This is a genomic window from Candidatus Methanoperedens sp. (assembly GCA_027460525.1).
Classification (GTDB): Archaea; Halobacteriota; Methanosarcinia; order Methanosarcinales; family Methanoperedenaceae; genus Methanoperedens.
Genome location: JAPZAS010000015.1, coordinates 1 through 21,667, shown reverse-complemented (window position 1 = coordinate 21,667; position 21,667 = coordinate 1). Strand labels below are relative to the sequence as shown.

Below are 21,667 nucleotides of genomic sequence, written 5' to 3'. Positions count from 1 at the left end.
GTGATGATTTCTTTCTTGAAATGCTTAAAGAAATCTAAATTCATTTTTCAGTATCGATTTTATAGTACTATATGAAACCCCAACCCCGTTTTCTCCCGATGTCCCTGCGCGAAGCAAAAGAGCTGGGAATTCAGGAATTCGATATAATCCTCGTAACAGGCGATGCCTATGTTGACCATCCCTCATTCGGCGCAGCGATAATAGGACGTGTGCTGTGGGATGCAGGCTACAGCGTGGGCGTCATAGCCCAGCCCGACTGGAAAAACGAGGATGACTTTAAGAAACTCGGAAAACCCGGATTATTCTTTGGCGTTACCTCAGGGAATGTGGATTCCATGGTGAATAATTATACTGCCAACCTGAAAATCCGAAGCGGCGATGTTTATTCACCCGGCGGGATTCCACAGCGACCTAATCGCGCAACGATAGTATATGCTGATAAACTTCATTCGATTTTTCCAGATACTCCCATAGTGCTTGGAGGCATCGAGGCAAGTCTCAGGCGGTTTGCTCATTATGATTACTGGCAGGACTCCGTGCGCCAGTCCATTCTTGCGGATGCGCCTGCCGATATGCTTGTGTTCGGGATGGGGGAGCGGCAGGTGACAGAGATTGCTGCACGTCTTTCAAAAGGCGAGGACATTAATAACATCACCGATATTCCCGGCACTGCAATCAAACTGGAAATAAGCAGGTGGCGTTCGGCATGCCACGAAGATTATGTTGAAATACCCGGATTTACAGAAGTCTCCCGGGATAAAAGACATTACGCCGAGGCGTTCAAGCTCCATTATCAGGAGCAAGACCCTGTTCGAGGAAGACCAGTGGCACAGGCGCATCCGAAAACCATAATCATCCAGAACAAGCCAGCCATGCCTTTAAATTCTAAAGAATTGGACCGTGTGTATGAACTGCCATATACAAGGATGCCTCATCCTTCTTATAAAAAACCCATACCCGCGCTTGTTCCTGTTAAGTTCTCAATCGTAAGCCACCGCGGATGCTTCGCCTCCTGTTCTTTCTGCGCCCTGACGCATCATCAGGGCAGGATTGTGCAGAGCCGAAGCATAGAATCCATGGTGCGGGAAGTAAAAAGAATGACGAAGATGCCTGATTTTAAGGGCATCGTGCAGGACGTGGGAGGACCTACAGCCAATATGTATTCCTTGCACTGCGAACGATGGGATACGCAGGGCGCATGTCCGGATAAGATATGCACACATCCATTATGCAGGAGCCTTGAAGTATCGCATCAAAAACAGGTTGAACTTCTACAACGCTTGCTCGGGATACCTGGCGTGAAAAAGGTGTTCATAGGCTCAGGAATACGTTACGACCTCGTGCTTGCTGATTCATCGGATTATCTTTTGCAGATTTGTGAGCATCATGTCAGCGGTCAGCTCAAAGTTGCACCAGAACATATAGCAAAGCATGTTACTGATATTATGCATAAGCCATCAAAGGAAGTTTTTGAGGAATTCAAAAAGAGATTCAGCGCTCTAAATAAAGAACTTGGGAAAAAACAGTATCTCCTTCCCTATTTCATGTCAGGTCATCCCGGCAGCACAGTCGAGGACATGATCGAACTTGCCGAGTTCATTCGTGATAATAACCTGTATACCGAACAGGTGCAGGATTTCACGCCCACGCCGATGACAGCCTCTACGTGCATGTATTACACAGGAATCAATCCTTTCACCATGAAAGAGGTGCATGTGGCGAAAGGCAGGGAGAAAAGGATACAGCGCGCCTTGCTACGGTATAGGGACAGCAGGAATTATGGGCTGGTGTATGAAGGGCTGAAGACGGCTGGAAGAACTGATTTGATTGGGAATGAATGGAAGTGCCTTCTAAAGAGATGACGGAGAAACCTGTATATCGAAATGCAACAACCTTAAATACCTGACAAAAGAATTTTAGAATATCATTAGAAGGAATTTTCCATGGGCAGCTCTATTGAAGCAGTTAAGCATCTCTCAAAAGACCTTGGAATAAACGAAGACGTTCTCATACGTGAAGGCATCATCGAATTTATAAAATCCAGAATCAAAGGTTGTATGAGGGATAGGCTGGAAATTATATCCAGATATAAGATATCCTCTCTGGATGAATTTGAAAAAAAAGTGCGGGAAGGCAGCATTCCTGAACATCCAGGTTGGGAAGATTTGATCATTCTTGAAAATCTTGAAAATACCATCAAGAAACTGAAAAAGGAACTCTCGCATGTTGGAAACATATCTTTTTCTTGAATCAATCGCGAGACAATTCAGAGAAGTTGTTCTGGAAACAAAAATAATTAAACTTCCCTCCGGCGAACCTGCTAAATTGAGAATCGAGCTGATTGATGGCAGCTTTGCAGATGTCTGGGTTTCGATTTCTGGAAAATATTCATATCATTGGGACAGGTCTGAAGTTGATGGAACAATATATCGTTACGATAATGCCCCTCATAAGGTCTGGGCACGTTTGACTACATTTCCGCACCATTTTCATGATAAATATGAAAAAACTGTGATTGAAAGCGACTTGCCTTCAAAGCCTGAAATGCAGATGAAAAAGTTCATGGATTTTATACGTAAAACATTGGTGCCATAATCACGTTGAAAAACCGTTTTACTTAAAGCGGGGAATGTGCAGCGCGTGGGGCACAATCACAAGATATTCTTTTGGCATTTAGGATTATTCCTGCACCTCAAACTTCTCCGTCCTCAGCTCATCATTCTCCTCAATTAATTTCTCCACTTTCTGCTGGGAGCTCTTCAGCTTATCGTTGCATTCCCTCACAAGCTTTATCCCCTTCTCGAAAAGCAGAAGGCTCTCATCAAGTGAAATCTGTCCTTTTTCAAGTTTATCCACAATATTCTCAAGCTCAGCAATTGCTTCCTCAAAACTCATTTCCATTTGCATACCTCTTTATCAGTTACACCGCATTTGATTTTTCCATCGTTCACCGTTATCGAAAGCTCATCCTCTTTTTCAACGTCTGCTACACTTCGAACGAGTGTCTTATCCGATAATTTCATTGCAATGCTATAACCCCGCAAAAGCGTACCAAGCGGGCTGACGGCATCAAGTTTGCCTGCATGTGCATTAAGCAAAGACGATTTAACCTCCAGGAGCCTCTGTACACTCTGCGCCTGCCGCTGTGTCAGCTCGTCAATAAATTGCATATAATCAGCCAATCTCTCCAGGAATAGGCGCGGCTCGACACCTTGTCTTAATTCAGAAATATGGGACATCATGTCACTGATACTACGCCTCTGGTTCTCGGTTAATCGATCGCCCAGCCGGCTTATATGATTGACAAGCTCCAGCCTGTCGGGAACCGCAATCTCCGCAGCAGCCGAAGGCGTGGGGGCTCGAACATCAGCCACAAAATCGGCAATCGTGTAGTCGGTTTCATGCCCCACAGCCGAAATAATCGGGATTCTTGAATTAAAAATCGCCCGGGCAACAGGCTCTTCATTGAAAGCCCAGAGGTCCTCTATCGAACCACCTCCCCTTCCGAGAATTATCAGATCAACCTCCGTCTTATTCAGAGCTTCAATTGAGCTGATAATGCTATGCGCCGCGTATTCGCCCTGCACCACCGTGGGGATAAAGAGTATGTCAACAGGATAGCGGCGTTTTATAACAGTCAATATGTCATGAAGAACCGCTCCTGTTTCGGATGTCGCCACGCCTATTTTCTTCGGGAATCTGGGCAGCGGTTTTTTGCGCTCGGGGGAGAACAAACCTTCCAATGCCAGTTTGTTTTTTAATAACTCGTACGCTTTATAGAGTTCTCCTATGCCGTCGGGTCGAATCGCCCTGACCTTTAACTGGTAAACCCCTTTTTGCTCATAAACATCCAGATCCCCCAGAACCAGCACCTTCATACCGTGTTCGGGTTCAAACCTCAGGTTCTTGCCGTACCATTTAAACATGACGCACTGCAATGAGCTGTTTTTGTCCTTCAGCGTAAAATAGCGGTGACCTGAGCTGTGGTTTGTGAGGTTTGAGAGCTCCCCCCTTATCCAGACATCATTAAATTGACCTGCGGTGAGAATACTCTTTACAGCAAGTGTGAACTCGCGCACGGTATAGATGCCTTTCTCTTCAAAAACCATACTTCTTGATTATATCCTGATATGTATCTGCTTTGCGGAAGCGATGTGAAAGTAATATTAATCCCCGTATTTAAATACGGGGTCTTTAGAAATAGTTATCAAGAGGCAGGATATTTTCAAGCTCTCCTTTATTGATTACCGCTTCTGAAAGCACGCTTTCCCTTACATGAATGGGCGCGCCGCAGCGCAGAGCAATTGCTATGCAGTCGCTCGGTCTTGCATCCAGTTCAAAATGCTTTCCATCCATCGAAACAGACATCCTCGCATAATAAACCCCCTCATTCAGCTCGTCTATCAGGATGCTGTCTATTCTTGAACTCACACGCTCAAGCAATGATATGAAAAGGTCATGGGTCATCGGTCTTGGCGGGATTTCACGATTTAACGCTGCATTTATGGATATTGCTTCTGATAGTCCGATGTATATGGGCATTATGCGTTTTGTATCATCTTCCAGAAGCACGAGCGGTATCGGACCTCCGGTTTTCTCAAGTAAGAATACTCCTTTTATTGTAACCTGCAGGATTGTGCCGTTCATTACAGTACTATTAATGAGTAGGGTAATAAGTTTTCCGATAGTTGGATAAAAAAACTTAATATAGGGTAAAAGAATTAAGCACGGGTGATAATATGTCTTCGGCAAGTAATATATTAAAGATGTTAGTAGGTATAGTGATTTTAATTATCGGTGTCGTATGGTACACAGGATTGTCAGGCTATCTTGGGTATTGGAGTGAGCTCCTTAGTTTATTGAAAGCAACAATCGGTCTTATCCTTCTGTTTGTAGGATTGATCGTCGCTTGGATGGGCTACGACGACTACAAGATGGACAGAGAGATGGCAAAGGAAGAGAAAAAAGAAGAGCCTAAGAAAGAATAGGTGACTCGCGAACCGAGAACCAATTTTTTCCTTTTATTTAAATTTATTTCATTATCAATAATCGGTGAGAACTTTCTGGTTTTTGTTAAATTTTTCAAGCAGCCTCCTTGCGGTTTCCCATGAGCTTCGGGCAAAATCCGGGAGCGACCCATGCCCCTGAATCCAGTTTTCAAGGAATTTGATGGTCTTTGGGTCTGATGGATAACCGCTTCCGATTTCAACGCCCACGTTTTCTTCCAATGTTTTTACAAGCGCGTCCCTTTGCACTTTGGCGAGAATGGAGGCTGCCGAAACAATGGGATATTTTTCATCGGCGTTGTGCTCAGAGGTAATTTCTATTTCTCCTGCATATTTTTTCTTGATATTCTCACCAAAACGGTATGCGATCACATCTGCAGCATCCACAAAGGCATGGTGAGGTTTTAGTTCTTCAAGGACTTTTGCATAGCATGTCACCATTATTTCATTCATGGTCATTATTTTCCGAAGCTCATCTATCTGGAAAGGGCTGACCTCAAGGATATAATATTCATCAACCACCTCCTTTATCTCGACTGCAAGAACATCCCGCCGTTTTGCAGTCAATTGTTTGGAGTCCTTTACCCCCATCTGCGAAAGAGCATCAAGTTTTTCCTCGTCGAGAAGCACACCTGCAACGCACATGGGACCAAGCACAGGACCTTTCCCTGCTTCGTCTATTCCGGAGATCATAAAAATTATTCTATAAAACTTTATCCGATGTTGTTATTTCCGTGCCGTAGATTTTTTTCATGTACTTAAGGGCGTATTCATGGGCTTCTTCTTCGATTGAGGCTGTACAGTCGCTGAGTACAATGGTATCATATCCAGAAAAATAGGCAAGAGATACATCATTCTGGACACAGATATCAGTACTGACACCTGTATAAATCAGGGTATCGATTCCCATTTTTTTTAAAATTTCCGGTAAATCGGTATTTGTAAACCCTCCGTACCATTTCTTCTCGATTACAATATCATTTTTTTCTGGTTTAAGCTCAGGTATTATCTCTGAAGCTTCTGTACCTTTCATAGCATGTTCTCCCCATAAGTCCATCTCCCTGTCGGTTGGAGAGTGGGCATCTTGTAGATAAATAATTGGAATGCCCTGTTTTCTTGCTTTTTCCAGAAGGTTTTTTATTTTAGGCACTATCTTCCGGGCGCGAACGCTGCCCAGTCTTCCTGTGACGAATTCATTTAACATATCTGCAACGATGATCGCTTTTTTCATACCAGCACCATGATTAATGTTCGCAAGCGGTTTATTTAAGGCTTTGGGAAGGCTAAAATTAGTTCTACTCAGCAGCCACAGGTTCAGCCACAGGAGTCGCAGTCGCCACTCTCGTAGGATTATCCTCAATTACTGGTCTCTCCTTCCTGTAATCTTTCAGCCTCCTGGCTATCACCTCGGCTAAAAACAATCCAAGGGCTGCAAGAAGGAAGGGCTCAGTCTGGCTTATCGGCTGGGTTACAGTCCTGACTGCCTTTGCTTTTATATCAAGGAGCAGCAGACCTTCTACTTCACTCTCTTCATAAACGCGCCCTCCGTTTGATTCTATAATTGAGGTGAGTTGATCATTGAAACCCACATCCCGGTATTCAAGCGGATAATTGACCGCTATCCCGTAGCCTGAGAGGTCGTGGAAACACTTGTCTCCCGCGCATCCTGCCTTCTCCAGATTTATGGTGGCTTCGTAAGTTGTGGGTCCAGTCCTTGAAAGGTCAAACGGCGCGCCGTCAAGTTTGACCTGCGGCAGCGTATTTGAAGTAACAACAACCTTCCCGGGAGTCCCCTCCCAGATATCCTCAGCCTGTATCACCACGCCTCCGGTGGGACGGGGGTCTCCGATTGCCCAGTTTATCATAGAGGATATGAGGCGCGAGTTCTCGCCGCTGTAAACCTCCGAAGCCCAGGGTCTGGATGGGTCGCTGTTGGACGGATTGCCATTGTCGGTTGTGAAAGCGACAACCCTTCCGAGCCCGAAACCCCATGTGGTGAGGATAGGTTTTCCGCCTGTTGTTGCGACAAGCTCATCCGAACCGAGTTTTGGCGTTATATCGTTGTATCCTGTCACAGAGGCGGTCAGGTTGAGATATTGTGTAATGAAATTGGTGGTGTCTATAGCCACGAGAGGATATTCATGGCTGATTTCAGGAGTGGTTGTTGGGGTTGGCGTGGCAGAAGCAGAAGGTTGTTCTAAAATTTGATCCACACCGGTATAACCTATTGGAGCAGCTATAATTCTACCTCCCACAGAACCGGCTAATGTCTTGTAATCTGTAATTAATTCATTTTCGTTACTGCGAACTTGAATGAATGTCATTGTAACTCCATTTTCCGCAAGTGTTTTCGCAGCATTTATTATATCGTTTAGCGTACCCCCTCCGCCTTCTTCGTTTCCCGTTATTTTACCATCAGACAACACTATTACCTCTTTTGAGCCTGTAACTTTTTTCACCTCATCATCGGCTGCTTTTAGCGCATCGATCAAATTTGTGGGATTTCCACCGCTAGGAGTGAAACTTAAAATGTCCTTTTTCATTGTATCTTTATTTGCAGCGGTCATTTGCTTGAAAGGCAGGGTCTTTACTTTTCCGCCAAACCCAATAACGCCTATATTACTATCAGGTGTCATTGCACCTGCTATATTTGCAGCAATATTGTCCTCCTGTTCAATAGCCGTATTTGTAATTTCACCAGTTACAGCATTCACATCTCCAGCAATTGTACTTCCAGAGACATCTATAACAATCATAATGTTCCTTCCACCTTTGAACTCGGCAGCCCTCGATATTATTGGCAATATTGCCTCAACAGGCGTGTTATTGTAATTTCCCTTGTCATACGAGGCATCCCCGCCCACCACCACAAGACCCCCGCCGCTCCCGACGTATTTTCTCAAAGAATCTGCGTTCAACTGCGCCGTGCCCTTATTGTCAATAATCACAGCCTTGTAAGCTGCAAGGTCATCAGGCACTTCGCCTGAGGTTGTACCCTGGTACAGGCTGCTTGCGACTGTATAAAGCGGCGAAGTGGTATCATCCGTCACCGCAAGCACCTGCGGCTTCGGAACCACGAACACCGACCTGTAGAAGACATTGTTGAGCGGGTTCCAGTCCTCGCTGCCCGGCGTTATGGTGGCGGTTACCTTGTGCGTTCCAAGTGAAGTGAAGGTATAAGAAACCGGAATGACCTGGGTGCGCTCTGTTTGTGTGATTGTATCGCTTTTCACAGGCGTCCCGTCTATCTGGACATCGAGCCTGTAAGACGTCTCATTTCCCGCCTGCCTCACCACGATATTAAAAGTGTTCTCATTTCCGATTATAAGGTTCTTGGCGCTTTGTATCTCCACGCTGGCATCGTTATGTATGGGCGCCTGCCTCACAGCAAACACATTTGTTCCTGTATTGTTGACAAAGGTGATGGCATCGGACAGGTCTTTGCCGTAATTGTTGTTCCCGTCGCTCACAAGCACGATGTTGTTGTTCCCTTCAGCATCCTGGATAACCTCATCCCCTATAGGAGATTTAATCCCTGCAAACTGCTTGTATGTGGTTGGGGTTTTTGATTTTATGGCTTCGAAGAGCTTCTGCCCGGTGTCCTTATTGAATAAATCCATGCTCATTGTCTGGTCGTCGACCAGTGTAATCCTCGGCGCCTGATCCGTTATTGTGCTTGTGCCAAGCGTAAAAGGCGAAGCCAGCGCGATTATAAGAAGGCTCAGGATTATAATACGCGAGATCATAAGCATCCTCGGGATTCCTTTCCTGACGGCATACCATCCTGCAAGGACAACAGGGCTGATGAGCAGGAGCATCAGGGGATTCGCAAGCTGGGGGAAATCCATTACAGTTCACCCCTCCAGCGCAGGTAGTACAGTTCAAGGAAAACAAGGAACATTCCCGCGATTATTAAATAAACATCGAGGTATTCCGGCTTCCGGATGGTCTGGACATTGTAAGGTATCGCGTTTGCGCTTGTCAGGTTTGCAGCCGGGGTAAGACCCGCAGGTGCGAGGTTTGATTCTGTTTCATCGTAAAGATTTACTGCCACGTTCTTATCTGGCAGTCCATAAATCCCCACTTCATCCAGCAGCAAAAGGTCTGTGGTAACAGTATCGGTGGGTGTTTTTACGGTCTGCGTGGCAGGGAGTTTGATAAACTGCCCCGTATTTGCGTTGTATTCGCTTACATCCAGGCTTCCGCTTATCCATTCCAGCATCTGCTTCCAGAAGAGCGGATAACTCGGATGAGAATGGAAGTCGTTCCATATATTCTCATTAAGCGGGTCGTAGATATTATCACCCATCGGGTCTGCAAGCCCGGAATAAATCACCATTCCCTTCCCGAACTTCCAGTAAACCAGCATCACGGATTTATTCCCTCCTTCAACAAGCGATACTGCGCCGCGTTTCGCTTGTGCCTTGAAATGTTTCTTTATCCCTATTTTATCAATGTCTATGCCGGTGGTTATCATGCTGGGCTGGACTATATCCAGCGATGTCCCGTTCGAAAGGGAATCAAGTGTCACCGGCAAGAGATCCATGTCCTTCAGGTCGGGTGAGGCGATTATCACTGCATTCCCACCTCCGTTGACATAATCGGACAGGCTCTTTATTGCATCCGATGGTAAGGGGGAGCTTACAAATACAATCGAATAATCCGACATTGAGGGGATGCTTTTGGTATCTGTTTTTTTAACCGTGGTAAAAGGGGTAAGACCGAGAGCCACGACCGAAGGCGATTTTGCATTGTCGGTTATGTAAAGGAGGGCATGTTTTACCGAGCTTGGTATTATCACATAGGCATTGTTATCAAGAGGAAGGGCATCATCGGCGCCGAGTGAGATTTTCGTTATTCCTGGTGCCAGGCTGCTGATTGCAAAGTTCTGGCTTGACTGCCCTTTCAGGTTAAGCGTACTTGAAAGCACGTTCTGGTTATCAGTGGTAACATCAATTTTTACATCCTGTACTTGCGTGTTGAAGTTTTTAATTACAATCGTATAATCACCATTGGATTCGAACCATCCGTTCACAATGCCAATGTTATCCGTCCTTCCGCTTATTGTAACGAAATCTACGTTGATGCCGTTGGCTTGCGCAAGTGCCTTCGCAACCGAAGGGTCATCGCCGATCCAGCTCGTAAAATCAGAAAGTACAACGATCCTGCCTCCTTCTGGAAGCACCCTTCTGCCAAGTAGGATGGCACTTGACAGGTCGGTACTCGTGGCTTTTGCCTTCAATTTTTTAAGCGCATCCGATGCGCTGCTTGAAGGTGCGTCCTGCATCACCATCAAAGGCACGCTTTCAGCAAGAATAATGGTGTTCTTTGCCGAGAGGAATTTTTGCGCCTCATCAACCGCACTTTCAAACTTGGTATTGCCTGAAGCGGTTTTAGCCTGCATGCTCCCCGAAGCATCGAGGATAATCACGGTTGAACCGCCTCCTGCTTCCTCGTTCGCCATAATGAAAGGCGCAGCAACCGCAAGCGAGACAAGAATAAGCACAAGCAGCTGGATGAGGAAAAGAGGATCTTTGAGGAATTTCCTGAAGATATTGAGCCTTTTCTTCTTTTCAAGGTCAAAAAGGAACATGAGCGAGGGTATTTTCAATTTCTTTGGTCTTGGTCTTAAGAGGTAGATTATTATAAGCGGTATTATGGAAAGAAGGGCGTAGAGCCCGACCTCATTGGCGAACTGTACGGGATTGGTGTATAATACATCCAGGAGACTCATTTTCTACCTCTTTCGTACCTTCTTTACCTGTCTCTGGTTTACGACCTCGAATATGGCATCGAATACGGGTCTATCGGTGGTTATGGTATGGAAATCCGCCCCCACAGCGATGCAGGTCTCTTTTATGCCGGCGATGTGATCGCCAAGCAGCTTTTCGTATTCTGCGCGAAGGCGGGGGCTTGTATATATATCCATTTTTCTGTCTGTCTCAAGGTCGATTAGTTTTGCCTCGCCTCCGAGGTTAAGGTTTTTCTCGACAGGATCTAGCACCTGGATTAGAACAAGCTCATTGTCCCCGAGCCTGAATATCGCGCTCTTGATAGCATTGATATCAGCCATGAAATCAGAAATGATGAAAACAAGCGACCTGGACTTTATAATCGCGGCGTACTTTTCCATGCAGTAATCAAACCGCGTTTTCCCAAGAAGCGAAGTAGAATTGAGAAGGTCGATTGTCTGGGAGAGATACTTCCTTCCTCGTTTTGGTTTTGTGATATTGATTTCTTCTGCGAAGGTGGACACCCCGAACTTCTCGTTATCCTTGGTTACAAGATAGGCAAACCCCAGAGCCAGCATCGCAGCGTACTCGAACTTGTTGCGAAAATCCATGCTCTTGCTTGTATCAAGCAGTATATGCGTTGTCAGGCTCTTTTCTTCCTCGAATTCCTTGACATAGAGCTTCTCGGTGCGCCCGTACACCTTCCAGTCAATTATCTTAAAATCGTCCCCCTGTGTGTATTCACGGTAGCTCACAGGCTCCATGCCGCGGCCTTTCAGGATGGAACGCCTGCTCCCGCTGTATGCGGTGGAAACGCGCTTGCGCACCATGAACGAGAAGCGGTCAAGCTCCTTGAAAAACGAAGTATCGATCATATTAACCGTGGATTAACTCTGATAAACGCTGATACGCGATGAACAAATCTGCGTTCATCTGCGTTTATCTGCGGTTTGTTATAATTTTTAGCCTTAACAACTATTCGCATACTCTAATTCCTTGTCAAACTTTTCCAAATAATCCGTAAGCTTCTTATATTCAATGTCGTCCCTCTCAACCTTACCAATGTAATCCTCAAACGATTTACTTATTTTTTTTAACAGAATATCTGGATTAACTACCATTGCTCCTTTTAACATCTCAACTAATTTTGTGTATTTATATGAAAACTGTGCACCATTTTTAATACGTCCTTCATGGACGAGCCCGTTACGAAAATCATCGTAAAAACGTGAAGCAAGATTATATTGATTGAGTTCAGCAATATTATTTTGTGTCCACTGTGTAAATCTATCTCCCACCCTATTTGGAGATATTGAAATCATCGCCAGGCAATCAATAGTTGATACACATAATACACCTGCTGCAAACGCATAAAATTTATTCAGTTGGCACAATTTTTGTGCTGGTCCTAAATAGAACCCACAAATTCTATCTTTGAATGCATCTATCAAAGTAGACTTTTCATTACCCTTTAAAGCAATCTCAATTTGTTTAAAAGTATATTTTGGGGAAAAATGAAGTTCTCCTTTTATATCCATTAATAATCACCCTCTACCTTTCAAATAGACACGCATCTATTTCACGGTTTTCAGGATATCCGAAATCACCTGGTCTGTGGTCATGCCCTTGCGCTCTGACTCAAACGTGAGAATTACACGATGACGAAGCACAGGATAAGCCATGGCGTCGATATCTTCAGCGCTTACGTAATTCCGTCCCCTCATAAGCGCCCTGGCTTTTGCGGCTAGGATTATTCCGATTGAGGCTCGCGGTGAGGCGCCGTATTCGATATGCTCGCTCTTGGCGCGCGTTGCGAACACGATTTTGATGGCGCGGTTCTTGATATCATCTGCTATCGGGACGTCGCGCGTGAGTTTCTGGAGCTCAAGCACCTCGCTCTTTGGAACAATCTGTCTTACCGAGGGCATGATATTTTTCGTATATCTGTTAACAATCTCGCTCTCATCCTCAATCGTGGGATAGTCCATTAAAATCTTGAGAAGGAACCTGTCAAGCTGCGCTTCTGGCAATGGATAAGTACCCTCCATTTCAATAGGATTCTGGGTGGCAAGGATAAAAAATGGTTTATCCAGTGGATAAGTTTTATTGCCGATTGTTACCTGTTTTTCCTGCATTGCCTCAAGGAGCGCGCTCTGCGTTTTGGGCGACGCCCTGTTTATCTCATCTGCAAGCACGATGTTTGAAAAAACAGGTCCGGCTTCAAAACGGTACTGTTTCTTCCCACCAACATCCTCTATTATGTTTGTGCCTGTGATGTCCGAAGGCATAAGGTCGGGAGTACATTGTATCCTGTTGAATTTCAGGTCAAGTGCTTTTGATATGGTGCTTATGGTAAGGGTTTTTGCAAGCCCGGGGTTACTCTCAACAAGCGCATGGCTGTTGCAGAGAATAGCTATCAATATATGTTCAATCGCCTCATGCTGACCTACAATTACCTTCCCGATCTCATCAAGAAGATCTTTGAAAACGCCTTTTGAGCCTTTAAATGTCTCATCACTCATGTTTTACCTCTTTCATATCTTACTCCGTTCAACCGCATAATCCTGGATTAATTTCTTCTCAGCTTCTGTTTTTTGCATCAGGATGCCGTATCCTCCATCTGAAACATTGGAACCCAGAACATCCACAGGGTACGTTCCCGACCTTATAAACTGGTTCTGTTGCTGGCTTGCGGCACTCGGCACAAAACCTGTGCTAATGCCTGAAATAAGGGAAAGGTCTATATTCTTGCCCTGGAGGGATGCAATCTTGGGCTTGCCGATGATGTCTCCGCTGCCCTGGGTTCCTATATTCTGGATGTTTTGAATGGGGCCCACGGCCGTAATCGTTTCGTTCACTCCTCCTGTGCTGCCAGTTATGGTTTTGGATATATTGGTATAAGTATTAGTCAAAGTTTCCGGTGAGAATCTGCAGTCCTGACAAAATGGAATAACAGCTGCGGTAGATACAAATATGATCACTATTCCAATTCTAGTTACTACAATACTCGTTGCTATAAGTCTTGAAGATGAAACAACAGTCAGTCCACTCAAAACAAGGCTTTTTAATGCTTCAACAATAACATTGGTTTCATTTCTGTTATCGTAAGCGGTTCTGAGTTTTTCATTGAGTTCAGGATACTTCTTTTCAATCAATAAATTAACATTTATTTTATGATCGTTCCTGTGCAGCAAGAAAGCGCCGATTACGGCAATAATAAATGCCAAAACCGGGGGCGTGATTTCAATAATAGAACTCGGTATAAATGATAATGAAGAAGAATGCCCTAAGAAAAAGTCAACTGAAAAGATAATAAAAATTGCATAGAAAATGCTAAAAACAGAGATCAAGTCCAGAATAAAGAGAAACTGCCTGCGTCTAAAATAATCTGACTGGATTTTTAAGAGCTTGTCCATGAATTCGTCCATTCAGCCACCTTCTACGCTTTATTGGTATTGATTATATTAAGTCTTGGGGATAAGACTTCACTATGCGAAAAGTTTTCTATCCTCAATCATATTTCTTCCAATCCAATCAAGAGGTGGTTGCTGACATTTGCGAAGGATAGATATACGAGGTCAGCAATTATTAGCTCCCTGTGTGCCCAGATAGCTCAGCCTGGGAGAGCGCTGCGCTGAAGACGCAGATGTCCCCGGTTCAAGTCCGGGTCTGGGCATGGTTCTTTTTGATTCACTTTGATGCAGCAAGAGAACTTCTGACAGGAATGCCATTTGCCCAGTATGACCCCGTATCTCCGGATGGCAAAATATCATACGTGTATGTTCCCTCGTAAGGAATACGCCTGGCAATTACCACGATATGATCATCCATAATATCGCCTTCTTTGATGCTGCCAAGAACTCTGCCATCCGCTAACGGATGCCCGGGTGACGCAAAAAGTCCGCGCCCATCGTCAAGCGCAAGATAAACCAACTGAAAATCTTTTGGTACTTCTGCTTTTGAAGTCCTGAGAATTATGGCAGCATGCCTGGAACCAGACTTATCGGATGTCCAGACCCCCATGCCCTCCTGCAAATCTTTAACATAGACGCTTCCGTTTGGGGTATCGATGTAGGTATTTCCTGAAAGACATATCGGACATGGCCTGTTTGATACCACTTTCTTTGAAAATTTAGCCATCGTATTCTCTATCCCTATCAGGGTAAGGGTTATGGTGCAGCCGTTGCTTGCAGCCTGTCCGATGCTCAGATTTATCGGGGTTCCTTTATTCGTTGCAATCGGATATTCTCTGAAATTTAAACCCTCTATATGGTCGGAATAAATTTTCTGAACAAGTAGAGGACCATCCCTCTCTCCTTCTGCAAGGAATACTATGGATTCGTTAGTTATGGATTTATTAAATTTTTCAAATTCGCTTATCTTTTTTTCCTGAACCAGCACAACCGTTATAGAAGATATGATGATCAGCAGTAATACAATAACCAAAAAAAGGATTTTCTTCATAATATTTTATTGGATGCATTAAATAAATATTTTTCGGTATAAAGCTCATTAGATGTTTTCAAAGGAATTCCCATAATAAAACAAACATTATTAATGCCAGTGCCACGGTGACGAACGGCATCATTTTATTCAATCTAATTCCCCGCTCCTCTTCTTGCCTGAAAAGATAAATCGATATTATGATAATAAAACCCTGTGTGATGTAATTGGTGACCATTATTGCATCGATCAGCGTCAGGTAGGGAGCAGGAGGTATTGTACCGCTCACAGCTAAATGGTGCTGGAATGAGCCGAGAACGACTGCAATGAGAAGACCAAGCCGTTCGAACAGGTCAGCCGGAGGTATGAGGAAGGCAAATAAACCTATTACCAGTAAAATCATAGCCGGCAGCACTGTTTTGAACAGGATGGAGATATATCTGGTTATAGTCATCTTATAGACAAGGCGCGTATAGGTTTCGTTAAAGGTTGGATAGAAATGGTCTGTAGTATAAATATCCCAGCCCTTGATTACCCAGCCCAGAACCTCCACACCTTTATCCAGTGAACTTTCGTTCGTGTCAGCGACATAAATCAGGTCGGAGTTATTCAGGTTTGAATTCTCTAATTCTATGGTCATTGTTTGCGTGTCCACAGGGTAATCTTTAAGATCAACCCGTTTGTTAAATGTTCCCGAAACCCCAAGCCATATATCTCCAGGAGCACTGGATATTGTTTTCTGGCTGTCAATGCGTCCATTCATAAGGTCAAATGAGGTTACTTGATCAGAGGTGTTCTTTGGTACCTCATCTGCATTCCATTTAAAGTGGATGTAGAAATCTACATCGTATGAACCTGTGGATACATCGAAACCGTGTATGTTATAGGCATAGATTGAGACGTTTATTCTGGATGGCACGGACTCTGCATAGCCTGGAGTTGATAGTAAAATCAAGGAGATCAGTATCCCCATCAATACAATGGATCTATTTAGACCGGTGAACATGAGAGTTCAGTGATACCGTGTCTTAAAATATACTTTTCGTTAATTTATTCGCAGTTATACTAACTATTAGAGACATTTCACGGGGGAAATATCAGGTAAGCGGGTCTGATAATTGAGATTTATGGAATTTGCTCACAATTTCAAAATCAAAAAATATAAATAGTCAACATGCATACGTTGACTCATGTTCCTGCCTGTAAATGATAAGCAGTTTGAGTTCTGGAGGCTAAGACGCAGCGGTCTTCCCAGCATAAACATTGCGCGCTCCTTCAATATATCCAAACAGGCAGTATCCAGGGCGCTCATCTCTATGGATGAGAAGATAGAAAAAACGCTGCTTGAGATGGCAGGGGCAAATCAGATAGAGGTAGAGAAAATGAACGCAGAGTGCGGTATCCTGTTCGGTCACTCGGCGCCGTTTAATGCCGGCGCCATTATTTTCGTATCTGCAAAGCATGGGATGCAGGTGTGGTACGAGCACGAAGGTGACTGCGGCGCTTGCGCGAGATATACGCAATGCATTGAACTGCTGTGGGATTTCGCTGATGAGATGAAAATTAAGCTTGAAAAGACAGATGACCCGACGAAGCTGGCGGATGAGCTTTTTGGGAAGCTGAGGAGTTTGGCATGACGATGAATGTAATGGAAACGGTACGAAAAATGATGGGCTGGTGCCCGAATGCAAATCCAGTGATACCTAAATATATCCGATCTGTCGATTTTGCAAACCTTTCACTGGAACCCCCTGGTAGACCAAATGTTGAAAAATTTCTATCTAAAAATGTAATGTTTTCTTCAAACACAATCTTGTTCACTCTTTGCTTTGCGATGAGCTTGAATCTGATATTGGCTTTTGCCCTAAATCTGGATTATGCAATCTTGATCCCAATTCTCGTTGGAATATATTCCTTACTTTATTTCATTGCGGCTAAAACGTTTAAGGCGCATATTTCAATTGATGAAAACGGTGTGCTTTTACGATATTTCGAGTTAAGAGACGTAATACTAAATTATAGAGACATTAAATCCATCACTATAAAAAAAGTCGTAAATCCTCCAATCGGACTAATTGCGATAGCGTTATTGATTCTTGTTGCAATGCTTGTTGCATTGCTTGCTGACTCAATAATGTCAGGAAAATGGAATTTGATTATATCAATTGCTCCACTATTCCCCTTATATTTACTAGCCAAACATAAGCAAGACAGGGCATATCATAATCTAAATACACAATTGTACATTCAGTATGAAGACAAAAACCGACGTTGGTATGAACTAACGTATTATTCAATCATAACAGACGAGACGACCGCATCTGGAATACAGGCTGCCATTGAACATTACAGGAGTGCAAATTGAAATGTTTTCTTTTGAATATGTCAGGAAAATGATGGGCTGGTGCCCACAAGAAGACTTTAATCTAATGCATGCGATGAAGGGAAATTGTGAAACGGTTTCAGTTACACCTTATAAAAATGATGATTTTTCAGAAAAGGGTACAAAGATAGTTATAGATTACAGATATTTGAGATTTGAGACAATAGCGATTATTTTATTCTCAGTTTTTTTTGGTCTCCTCATTTTAATTACAGCAGGTTTTGTTTTTCCAGAAATCGGAAATCTCGTTCCTTGGCTCCTTGTTTTGCTACTTCTTCTTGCCTCTCTAGTATTATTGTACCAAGATAGAACCCATGTCATATTTACTTCAAACGCGATAATTATTAAAAGACCGGTCCTTCACCCTATTGTTATATCGAAAGACAGTATCCTGAAAACAGAAGTTATAAAGAATATAAATCATACGATGCGTTTGATATTTCTGCCACCGATGATACTTGTGCAGGTATTTCTAATAATGGATGCTGTAAATACTGTATCCCGTTATATTGCGCAGAACGACCCCCTTGCAGTAATTATTTCATTTGTTTTGTTAGAGGTGACTACAATGATATTGTTTGTGGTTTTTTTCTATAAAGCCTATATCAGGTCCTACTACCCTGATGCGCTTAAAGTAACGGCACAGAATAACAAAGAAATCACTCTTTATGTTGATAATCCGCAGGACATGGAAAATAAGTTGGCTGGGGTTAAATGACTGCATTTATCGAAAATATCAGGAAAATGATGGGCTGGTGTCCGAACGCGGCATTAAATAAAAAAATCACCTTGCAAAAGGAGGAAGAGATTTTTGAAATGGGATCATATTCAAAACCATCGTTATTTATATCCATCCGACTGAAGAATGTCTATGCCGCTGGAATAACAAAAGTGACTATTATTTACATAACAATGGCATTGATTTTTGCAATCCTATGGTTTAGTCCATTTTTTAATTCATATTTACTTATTTTAATAATGCTTTCCGCATTGTTGCTCCAATTCACTCTTTCAAAAACAAGCGTTGAAATTACTGATAAGCGCATCAGATTAACCACAGTGCTTAACCCTCTTTTTGGAGCAACTACCCGTGCCATGTCTTCAGTGGATTCAGTAAAGGTACAAAAAAATAATGTTCCACGATTCCTTTATATTTTTTTATTTCTGATTGGGATTCTATGGCTTTTCCTGTTTTTTTTGTATTTCATCGAAGGGGCTTCTCAAGTAGATATTGCTCAAAGTCTGTTATGGACATTTTTCAGTTTTGGTGTTGGCCTTCAGTCGTATGAGGCATTCAGGTCAGTATCCAATATCCGGATCCGGTTTACTCCGTATCCTTTTGTCAATAAGATTACGATACACACTACTGAAGCAGGGCAAATAGCTGATTTGATAGAGAAGGTTAGACAAAAGAATCCAAGAGATAAAATATTGAACCGGTAAGGAAGTTGCTATGACAATAAACGTATTTAAGACTATTAAAAAAATAGAAGGCTTGTGCCCTATGTTGAGCATGAAAAACACAGTTGTGGGCAGAGGAATAGAATATGCTTACGCGCCGGCGATAAAAGGAGGTGGAGTGTTTGCAAACAAAACCACGGTCTATGAGGAAAAAGCGCCTTACAGCAATACGATAAAGCTGGTAATGGTGTCCGGCTTAGTCTCACTGGCTTTTTTGTGCTTCATAGCCGTCTTTGGAAAAGCTCCTGAACAGGCAGAATTCGTTTTACTTCTGACAGTATCAGTCTCTGCTCTGGTTACGTGGGGCTTTTTCAGCATCAAGTTCAGGATTACAAACGATGGCGTGGAGGCTGTAATGCCTCCTTTTAAATACAGCATCCCGTTTTCCGAAATCAAAGAGATGAAAACGATAGAAGACGTTCCCTGGTACGCCGGTTGGGGTCTGCGCCTGTGGGGAAGGAGACTTGCCTTTATCAGCATGCGTAAGAGCGCGGTGTTGATCGAAAAAAAGAGTGGTTTTTTCAGGAAACTTATACTGACCACCCAAAATCCTGAAGAATTTATTAAAAGGTTAGAAGAGGAAATGGGATGAATGCTTTTCAGAAATTAAGGTTATGGCTGGGCTGGTGCCCGAACGCGAGCACGATAGAAACAAGAAAATCCGTTCAGTTTGATGACATGATGGTAAATGCACCTGATAGCGGTGAGGAATTAAATCCTACTAATGCAAGATGGTGGAACAAATACCGCAACAGGATTCTATTGTACTCATTTATTTTAACGCTGTTAGCAATCAACTTTTTTACTTTAGGTGGTAAAGATAACACGGACCTTTTCTTGGCTGGCTTGATTGTGGGAGTTCTCTCCAGCATAGTAACTGGAATAGCCGAATGGCGCAGGCTCAATAAAGCTGCATCGGGAGAGTTCAAGGGGTTGCAAATTACCCGAAGAAAGAAGGTAATTAACTACCTAATAATAGGTGGATTTATAGCTGTAATTGCCTTTGTAACTGGCTTTTTGCTGGTAAAAACTGAGACACGCATCAGCGGGTATTACGCCTTTCTCTCAGGTTTATTTTTATTTGTCTGGACACAGTACCTTGAGGTGGCATACTGGGAGCGGAAAAACAGGAAGACGTTGATAGTGGAGAAAACATCTTTTTACGCAGTGGATACAGGTGGAAGCAAGTGATTCTAATTAAACAGGAATCCTGATGACAATTGCGGCGTTCACTTTTTCATCGCTTTTTAGCTACTTCATGGACGGGAAGATCAACTGGATATCATCTTTCGGAATTGCGAGCTGTTTTTTGCCTTGTTGAGGCATTACTGGTTGAGGAGTGCCTGCAAACAAGAGTCCTGCGATTGAATTGTTGGTAAATATAACCGAGAGAGTAAAGAAGCTAATGGGCTGGTGCCCGAATGCTAAGATCTTGGACAGAAAGAGGAAGTCTCATTCGATCAGCACCACTTCAACCTCTTCGCCTTTCCCGTACCCCTCAACATTCGGAGGTATAATAACAAAACCATCTGCTTTCGAAACAGAACTCAATATCCCAGCGCCAGATGTGGCAAGGGGATCAGCTTTACCGTTGCTCAACTTAACCCTGGCAAATGTTTTATACCCGATTCTCCCGGGTATTTTTTCAGACAATACTGCGCGAACAGTCCTGTCCTGCTCATCAGGTATGTGCCCGAGCTTTCGCAGTGCTGCTCTTGCAAAAAAGTAAAGCGCTACCATACCTGCGACTGGATAGCCTGGCATGCAAACCACGGGTTTGCCTTTTATCATACCCAGCGCCGTGGGCTTACCTGGACTGATGCCAACGCCATGGACAAGCAAATTTCCCGATGAGCCAATCACCTCAGGGACGTAATCCCTTTTACCCACCGATGTTCCCCCGCTGATGAGAATCATATCTGCATAGAGAGCATTCATAACAGCCTCTTTTATCTTTTCCGGGTCGTCGGTCACAATATCCAAAAGTTTTGCATTGCCTCCCCACTTCATTACATAAAGCGAAGCCATCAATCCATTGGTTTCATAGACCTCGCCTTCTTTTGTTTCCATTCCCCTCGGAACAAGTTCCTCGCCCGTGGGGATTACTGCCACGAGAGGCTTCCTGAAAACCGCTATATTTTTAATACCAAGCGAGGCGAGAACTGCAATGTCGCACGGACGAAGCCTGTGACCTTCCTTCAGAACAATCTCACCTTTCTGGATATCCTCCCCTATATCCCCCATGTTCTTGAAAGGATGGATCTGGGTAAATACCTCCACTTTCCCGCCGTGCAAAACCGTGTCTTCAATCATCACAACCGCATCCGCACCCTCAGGCATGGGCGAGCCTGTATGTACCTGCACGCAAGCACCTTTTTCAATGCGTTTCCCCAGTTTCAGAATCAGTGGCGAACCGGTGCCTGCGCCCATTGTATCCGAGGCACTGACCGCAAAACCGTCCATGGCTGCGCGGCGGTAATTGGGCACGTTAACGGCTGCAATTATATCCTCAGCAATAATCCTGCTGTCGCAATCTTCGATGGGCAAAATTTCGGTATACGAAAGAGGTTGGAAAGCATTTAAAAAAAATCCTCTTGCTTCATCTGCATTAATTCTTTTTTTAAACATCATCCACCTGACAC

At 43.8% G+C, this 21,667-nt stretch carries 24 protein-coding genes and 1 tRNA gene; 11 read left to right on the top strand and 14 right to left on the bottom strand.

Annotation, left to right across the window (positions count from 1 at the left end):
- The first annotated feature begins 71 nt into the window (after positions 1-71).
- The 3 genes from O8C68_04580 to O8C68_04570 all read left to right on the top strand — a co-directional run bounded on the left by O8C68_04580 (position 72) and on the right by O8C68_04570 (position 2,595).
- Positions 72-1,862, top strand: coding sequence for a YgiQ family radical SAM protein (locus O8C68_04580; GenBank protein ID MCZ7395078.1), 1,791 nt, complete (start codon positions 72-74; stop codon positions 1,860-1,862).
- 81 nt (positions 1,863-1,943) lie between these two features.
- On the top strand, positions 1,944-2,249 hold the full coding sequence (locus tag O8C68_04575; protein MCZ7395077.1) for a hypothetical protein: 306 nt from the start codon (positions 1,944-1,946) through the stop codon (positions 2,247-2,249).
- Positions 2,224-2,595 carry a DUF6516 family protein gene (locus O8C68_04570; protein ID MCZ7395076.1) on the top strand — a complete coding sequence of 124 codons (372 nt, stop codon included), beginning with the start codon at positions 2,224-2,226 and terminating at the stop codon, positions 2,593-2,595. The genes O8C68_04575 and O8C68_04570 overlap by 26 nt, the downstream gene beginning before the upstream one ends.
- Before the next feature lie 84 nt (positions 2,596-2,679).
- Here the strand turns inward: O8C68_04570 and xseB are convergent, their stop codons facing one another.
- The 3 genes from xseB to O8C68_04555 all read right to left on the bottom strand — a co-directional run bounded on the left by xseB (position 2,680) and on the right by O8C68_04555 (position 4,647).
- Positions 2,680-2,901, bottom strand: coding sequence for an exodeoxyribonuclease VII small subunit (gene xseB, locus O8C68_04565; protein MCZ7395075.1), 222 nt, complete (start codon positions 2,899-2,901; stop codon positions 2,680-2,682).
- Positions 2,892-4,109 (bottom strand): exodeoxyribonuclease VII large subunit, encoded by a 1,218-nt coding sequence (gene xseA, locus O8C68_04560; protein MCZ7395074.1) that lies wholly within the window; start codon positions 4,107-4,109, stop codon positions 2,892-2,894. The genes xseB and xseA overlap by 10 nt, the downstream gene beginning before the upstream one ends.
- Positions 4,110-4,194: 85 nt before the next feature.
- Complete coding sequence (locus tag O8C68_04555) at positions 4,195-4,647, bottom strand: bifunctional nuclease family protein (GenBank protein ID MCZ7395073.1); 453 nt, start codon at positions 4,645-4,647, stop codon at positions 4,195-4,197.
- 92 nt (positions 4,648-4,739) lie between these two features.
- Between O8C68_04555 and O8C68_04550 the strand changes: the two genes are divergently transcribed.
- A complete protein-coding gene (locus O8C68_04550) occupies positions 4,740-4,988 on the top strand; it encodes a hypothetical protein (GenBank protein MCZ7395072.1) in 249 nt (82 codons plus the stop codon).
- 54 nt (positions 4,989-5,042) lie between these two features.
- Here O8C68_04550 and rnhB read toward each other — a convergent pair whose 3' ends face one another.
- From rnhB to O8C68_04510, 8 genes are all read right to left on the bottom strand, one after another.
- Positions 5,043-5,699 (bottom strand): ribonuclease HII, encoded by a 657-nt coding sequence (rnhB, locus tag O8C68_04545; GenBank protein ID MCZ7395071.1) that lies wholly within the window; start codon positions 5,697-5,699, stop codon positions 5,043-5,045.
- A gap of 10 nt (positions 5,700-5,709) precedes the next feature.
- Entirely contained in the window at positions 5,710-6,237 is a 528-nt protein-coding gene (locus O8C68_04540) for a cysteine hydrolase (protein MCZ7395070.1), read from the bottom strand.
- Between the two features lie 64 nt (positions 6,238-6,301).
- Positions 6,302-8,854 carry a VWA domain-containing protein gene (locus O8C68_04535; protein MCZ7395069.1) on the bottom strand — a complete coding sequence of 851 codons (2,553 nt, stop codon included), beginning with the start codon at positions 8,852-8,854 and terminating at the stop codon, positions 6,302-6,304.
- Positions 8,854-10,740, bottom strand: coding sequence for a BatA domain-containing protein (locus O8C68_04530; GenBank protein MCZ7395068.1), 1,887 nt, complete (start codon positions 10,738-10,740; stop codon positions 8,854-8,856). The genes O8C68_04535 and O8C68_04530 overlap by 1 nt, the downstream gene beginning before the upstream one ends.
- A gap of 3 nt (positions 10,741-10,743) precedes the next feature.
- Positions 10,744-11,613, bottom strand: coding sequence for a DUF58 domain-containing protein (locus tag O8C68_04525; GenBank protein MCZ7395067.1), 870 nt, complete (start codon positions 11,611-11,613; stop codon positions 10,744-10,746).
- 93 nt (positions 11,614-11,706) lie between these two features.
- Positions 11,707-12,276: a hypothetical protein gene (locus tag O8C68_04520; GenBank protein ID MCZ7395066.1), complete on the bottom strand. Its 570-nt coding sequence runs from the start codon at positions 12,274-12,276 to the stop codon at positions 11,707-11,709.
- A 36-nt stretch (positions 12,277-12,312) separates the two neighbouring features.
- Positions 12,313-13,260, bottom strand: a complete 948-nt coding sequence (locus O8C68_04515; GenBank protein ID MCZ7395065.1) for a MoxR family ATPase — start codon at positions 13,258-13,260, stop codon at positions 12,313-12,315.
- Between the two features lie 12 nt (positions 13,261-13,272).
- The gene (locus tag O8C68_04510) at positions 13,273-14,166 is read right to left on the bottom strand and encodes a hypothetical protein (protein ID MCZ7395064.1); all 894 of its coding nucleotides are present in this window, start codon (positions 14,164-14,166) and stop codon (positions 13,273-13,275) included.
- A 174-nt stretch (positions 14,167-14,340) separates the two neighbouring features.
- Between O8C68_04510 and O8C68_04505 the strand changes: the two genes are divergently transcribed.
- A tRNA-Phe gene (locus O8C68_04505) sits at positions 14,341-14,414 on the top strand.
- 14 nt (positions 14,415-14,428) lie between these two features.
- On the opposite strand, the gene O8C68_04500 is transcribed toward O8C68_04505, so the two are convergent.
- Positions 14,429-15,202: a Hint domain-containing protein gene (locus tag O8C68_04500; GenBank protein ID MCZ7395063.1), complete on the bottom strand. Its 774-nt coding sequence runs from the start codon at positions 15,200-15,202 to the stop codon at positions 14,429-14,431.
- Positions 15,203-15,260: 58 nt separating this feature from the next.
- Positions 15,261-16,187, bottom strand: coding sequence for a hypothetical protein (locus tag O8C68_04495; GenBank protein ID MCZ7395062.1), 927 nt, complete (start codon positions 16,185-16,187; stop codon positions 15,261-15,263).
- 184 nt (positions 16,188-16,371) lie between these two features.
- Here O8C68_04495 and O8C68_04490 point away from each other — a divergent pair, with 184 nt between their 5' ends.
- Genes O8C68_04490 through O8C68_04465 form a run of 6 tightly spaced genes read left to right on the top strand, consistent with a single transcriptional unit; the run spans position 16,372 to position 20,216 of the window.
- Positions 16,372-16,818, top strand: a complete 447-nt coding sequence (locus O8C68_04490) for a hypothetical protein (GenBank protein ID MCZ7395061.1) — start codon at positions 16,372-16,374, stop codon at positions 16,816-16,818.
- A 2-nt stretch (positions 16,819-16,820) separates the two neighbouring features.
- Entirely contained in the window at positions 16,821-17,546 is a 726-nt protein-coding gene (locus O8C68_04485) for a hypothetical protein (protein ID MCZ7395060.1), read from the top strand.
- A 1-nt stretch (position 17,547) separates the two neighbouring features.
- Positions 17,548-18,282 carry a DUF1673 family protein gene (locus tag O8C68_04480; GenBank protein MCZ7395059.1) on the top strand — a complete coding sequence of 245 codons (735 nt, stop codon included), beginning with the start codon at positions 17,548-17,550 and terminating at the stop codon, positions 18,280-18,282.
- On the top strand, positions 18,279-19,007 hold the full coding sequence (locus tag O8C68_04475; GenBank protein MCZ7395058.1) for a hypothetical protein: 729 nt from the start codon (positions 18,279-18,281) through the stop codon (positions 19,005-19,007). Before O8C68_04480 ends, O8C68_04475 begins: the two co-directional genes overlap by 4 nt.
- Before the next feature lie 10 nt (positions 19,008-19,017).
- Positions 19,018-19,617, top strand: a complete 600-nt coding sequence (locus O8C68_04470; GenBank protein MCZ7395057.1) for a hypothetical protein — start codon at positions 19,018-19,020, stop codon at positions 19,615-19,617.
- The gene (locus tag O8C68_04465) at positions 19,614-20,216 is read left to right on the top strand and encodes a DUF1673 family protein (GenBank protein ID MCZ7395056.1); all 603 of its coding nucleotides are present in this window, start codon (positions 19,614-19,616) and stop codon (positions 20,214-20,216) included. The genes O8C68_04470 and O8C68_04465 overlap by 4 nt, the downstream gene beginning before the upstream one ends.
- Before the next feature lie 261 nt (positions 20,217-20,477).
- On the opposite strand, the gene O8C68_04460 is transcribed toward O8C68_04465, so the two are convergent.
- Positions 20,478-21,656: a molybdopterin molybdotransferase MoeA gene (locus O8C68_04460; GenBank protein ID MCZ7395055.1), complete on the bottom strand. Its 1,179-nt coding sequence runs from the start codon at positions 21,654-21,656 to the stop codon at positions 20,478-20,480.
- Positions 21,657-21,667: the final 11 nt, after the last annotated feature.

Excerpts from the sequence above, each read along its gene's own strand:
- O8C68_04580 (MCZ7395078.1), top strand. The coding sequence starts at position 72 with ATGAAACCCCAACCCCGTTTTCTCCCGATGTCCCTGCGCGAAGCAAAA.
- O8C68_04575 (MCZ7395077.1), top strand. The coding sequence starts at position 1,944 with ATGGGCAGCTCTATTGAAGCAGTTAAGCATCTCTCAAAAGACCTTGGA.
- O8C68_04570 (MCZ7395076.1), top strand. The coding sequence starts at position 2,224 with ATGTTGGAAACATATCTTTTTCTTGAATCAATCGCGAGACAATTCAGA.
- xseB (MCZ7395075.1), bottom strand. The coding sequence starts at position 2,901 with ATGGAAATGAGTTTTGAGGAAGCAATTGCTGAGCTTGAGAATATTGTG.
- xseA (MCZ7395074.1), bottom strand. The coding sequence starts at position 4,109 with ATGGTTTTTGAAGAGAAAGGCATCTATACCGTGCGCGAGTTCACACTT.
- O8C68_04555 (MCZ7395073.1), bottom strand. The coding sequence starts at position 4,647 with ATGAACGGCACAATCCTGCAGGTTACAATAAAAGGAGTATTCTTACTT.
- O8C68_04550 (MCZ7395072.1), top strand. The coding sequence starts at position 4,740 with ATGTCTTCGGCAAGTAATATATTAAAGATGTTAGTAGGTATAGTGATT.
- rnhB (MCZ7395071.1), bottom strand. The coding sequence starts at position 5,699 with ATGATCTCCGGAATAGACGAAGCAGGGAAAGGTCCTGTGCTTGGTCCC.
- O8C68_04540 (MCZ7395070.1), bottom strand. The coding sequence starts at position 6,237 with ATGAAAAAAGCGATCATCGTTGCAGATATGTTAAATGAATTCGTCACA.
- O8C68_04535 (MCZ7395069.1), bottom strand. The coding sequence starts at position 8,854 with ATGGATTTCCCCCAGCTTGCGAATCCCCTGATGCTCCTGCTCATCAGC.
- O8C68_04530 (MCZ7395068.1), bottom strand. The coding sequence starts at position 10,740 with ATGAGTCTCCTGGATGTATTATACACCAATCCCGTACAGTTCGCCAAT.
- O8C68_04525 (MCZ7395067.1), bottom strand. The coding sequence starts at position 11,613 with ATGATCGATACTTCGTTTTTCAAGGAGCTTGACCGCTTCTCGTTCATG.
- O8C68_04520 (MCZ7395066.1), bottom strand. The coding sequence starts at position 12,276 with ATGGATATAAAAGGAGAACTTCATTTTTCCCCAAAATATACTTTTAAA.
- O8C68_04515 (MCZ7395065.1), bottom strand. The coding sequence starts at position 13,260 with ATGAGTGATGAGACATTTAAAGGCTCAAAAGGCGTTTTCAAAGATCTT.
- O8C68_04510 (MCZ7395064.1), bottom strand. The coding sequence starts at position 14,166 with ATGGACGAATTCATGGACAAGCTCTTAAAAATCCAGTCAGATTATTTT.
- O8C68_04500 (MCZ7395063.1), bottom strand. The coding sequence starts at position 15,202 with ATGAAGAAAATCCTTTTTTTGGTTATTGTATTACTGCTGATCATCATA.
- O8C68_04495 (MCZ7395062.1), bottom strand. The coding sequence starts at position 16,187 with ATGTTCACCGGTCTAAATAGATCCATTGTATTGATGGGGATACTGATC.
- O8C68_04490 (MCZ7395061.1), top strand. The coding sequence starts at position 16,372 with ATGTTCCTGCCTGTAAATGATAAGCAGTTTGAGTTCTGGAGGCTAAGA.
- O8C68_04485 (MCZ7395060.1), top strand. The coding sequence starts at position 16,821 with ATGAATGTAATGGAAACGGTACGAAAAATGATGGGCTGGTGCCCGAAT.
- O8C68_04480 (MCZ7395059.1), top strand. The coding sequence starts at position 17,548 with ATGTTTTCTTTTGAATATGTCAGGAAAATGATGGGCTGGTGCCCACAA.
- O8C68_04475 (MCZ7395058.1), top strand. The coding sequence starts at position 18,279 with ATGACTGCATTTATCGAAAATATCAGGAAAATGATGGGCTGGTGTCCG.
- O8C68_04470 (MCZ7395057.1), top strand. The coding sequence starts at position 19,018 with ATGACAATAAACGTATTTAAGACTATTAAAAAAATAGAAGGCTTGTGC.
- O8C68_04465 (MCZ7395056.1), top strand. The coding sequence starts at position 19,614 with ATGAATGCTTTTCAGAAATTAAGGTTATGGCTGGGCTGGTGCCCGAAC.
- O8C68_04460 (MCZ7395055.1), bottom strand. The coding sequence starts at position 21,656 with ATGATGTTTAAAAAAAGAATTAATGCAGATGAAGCAAGAGGATTTTTT.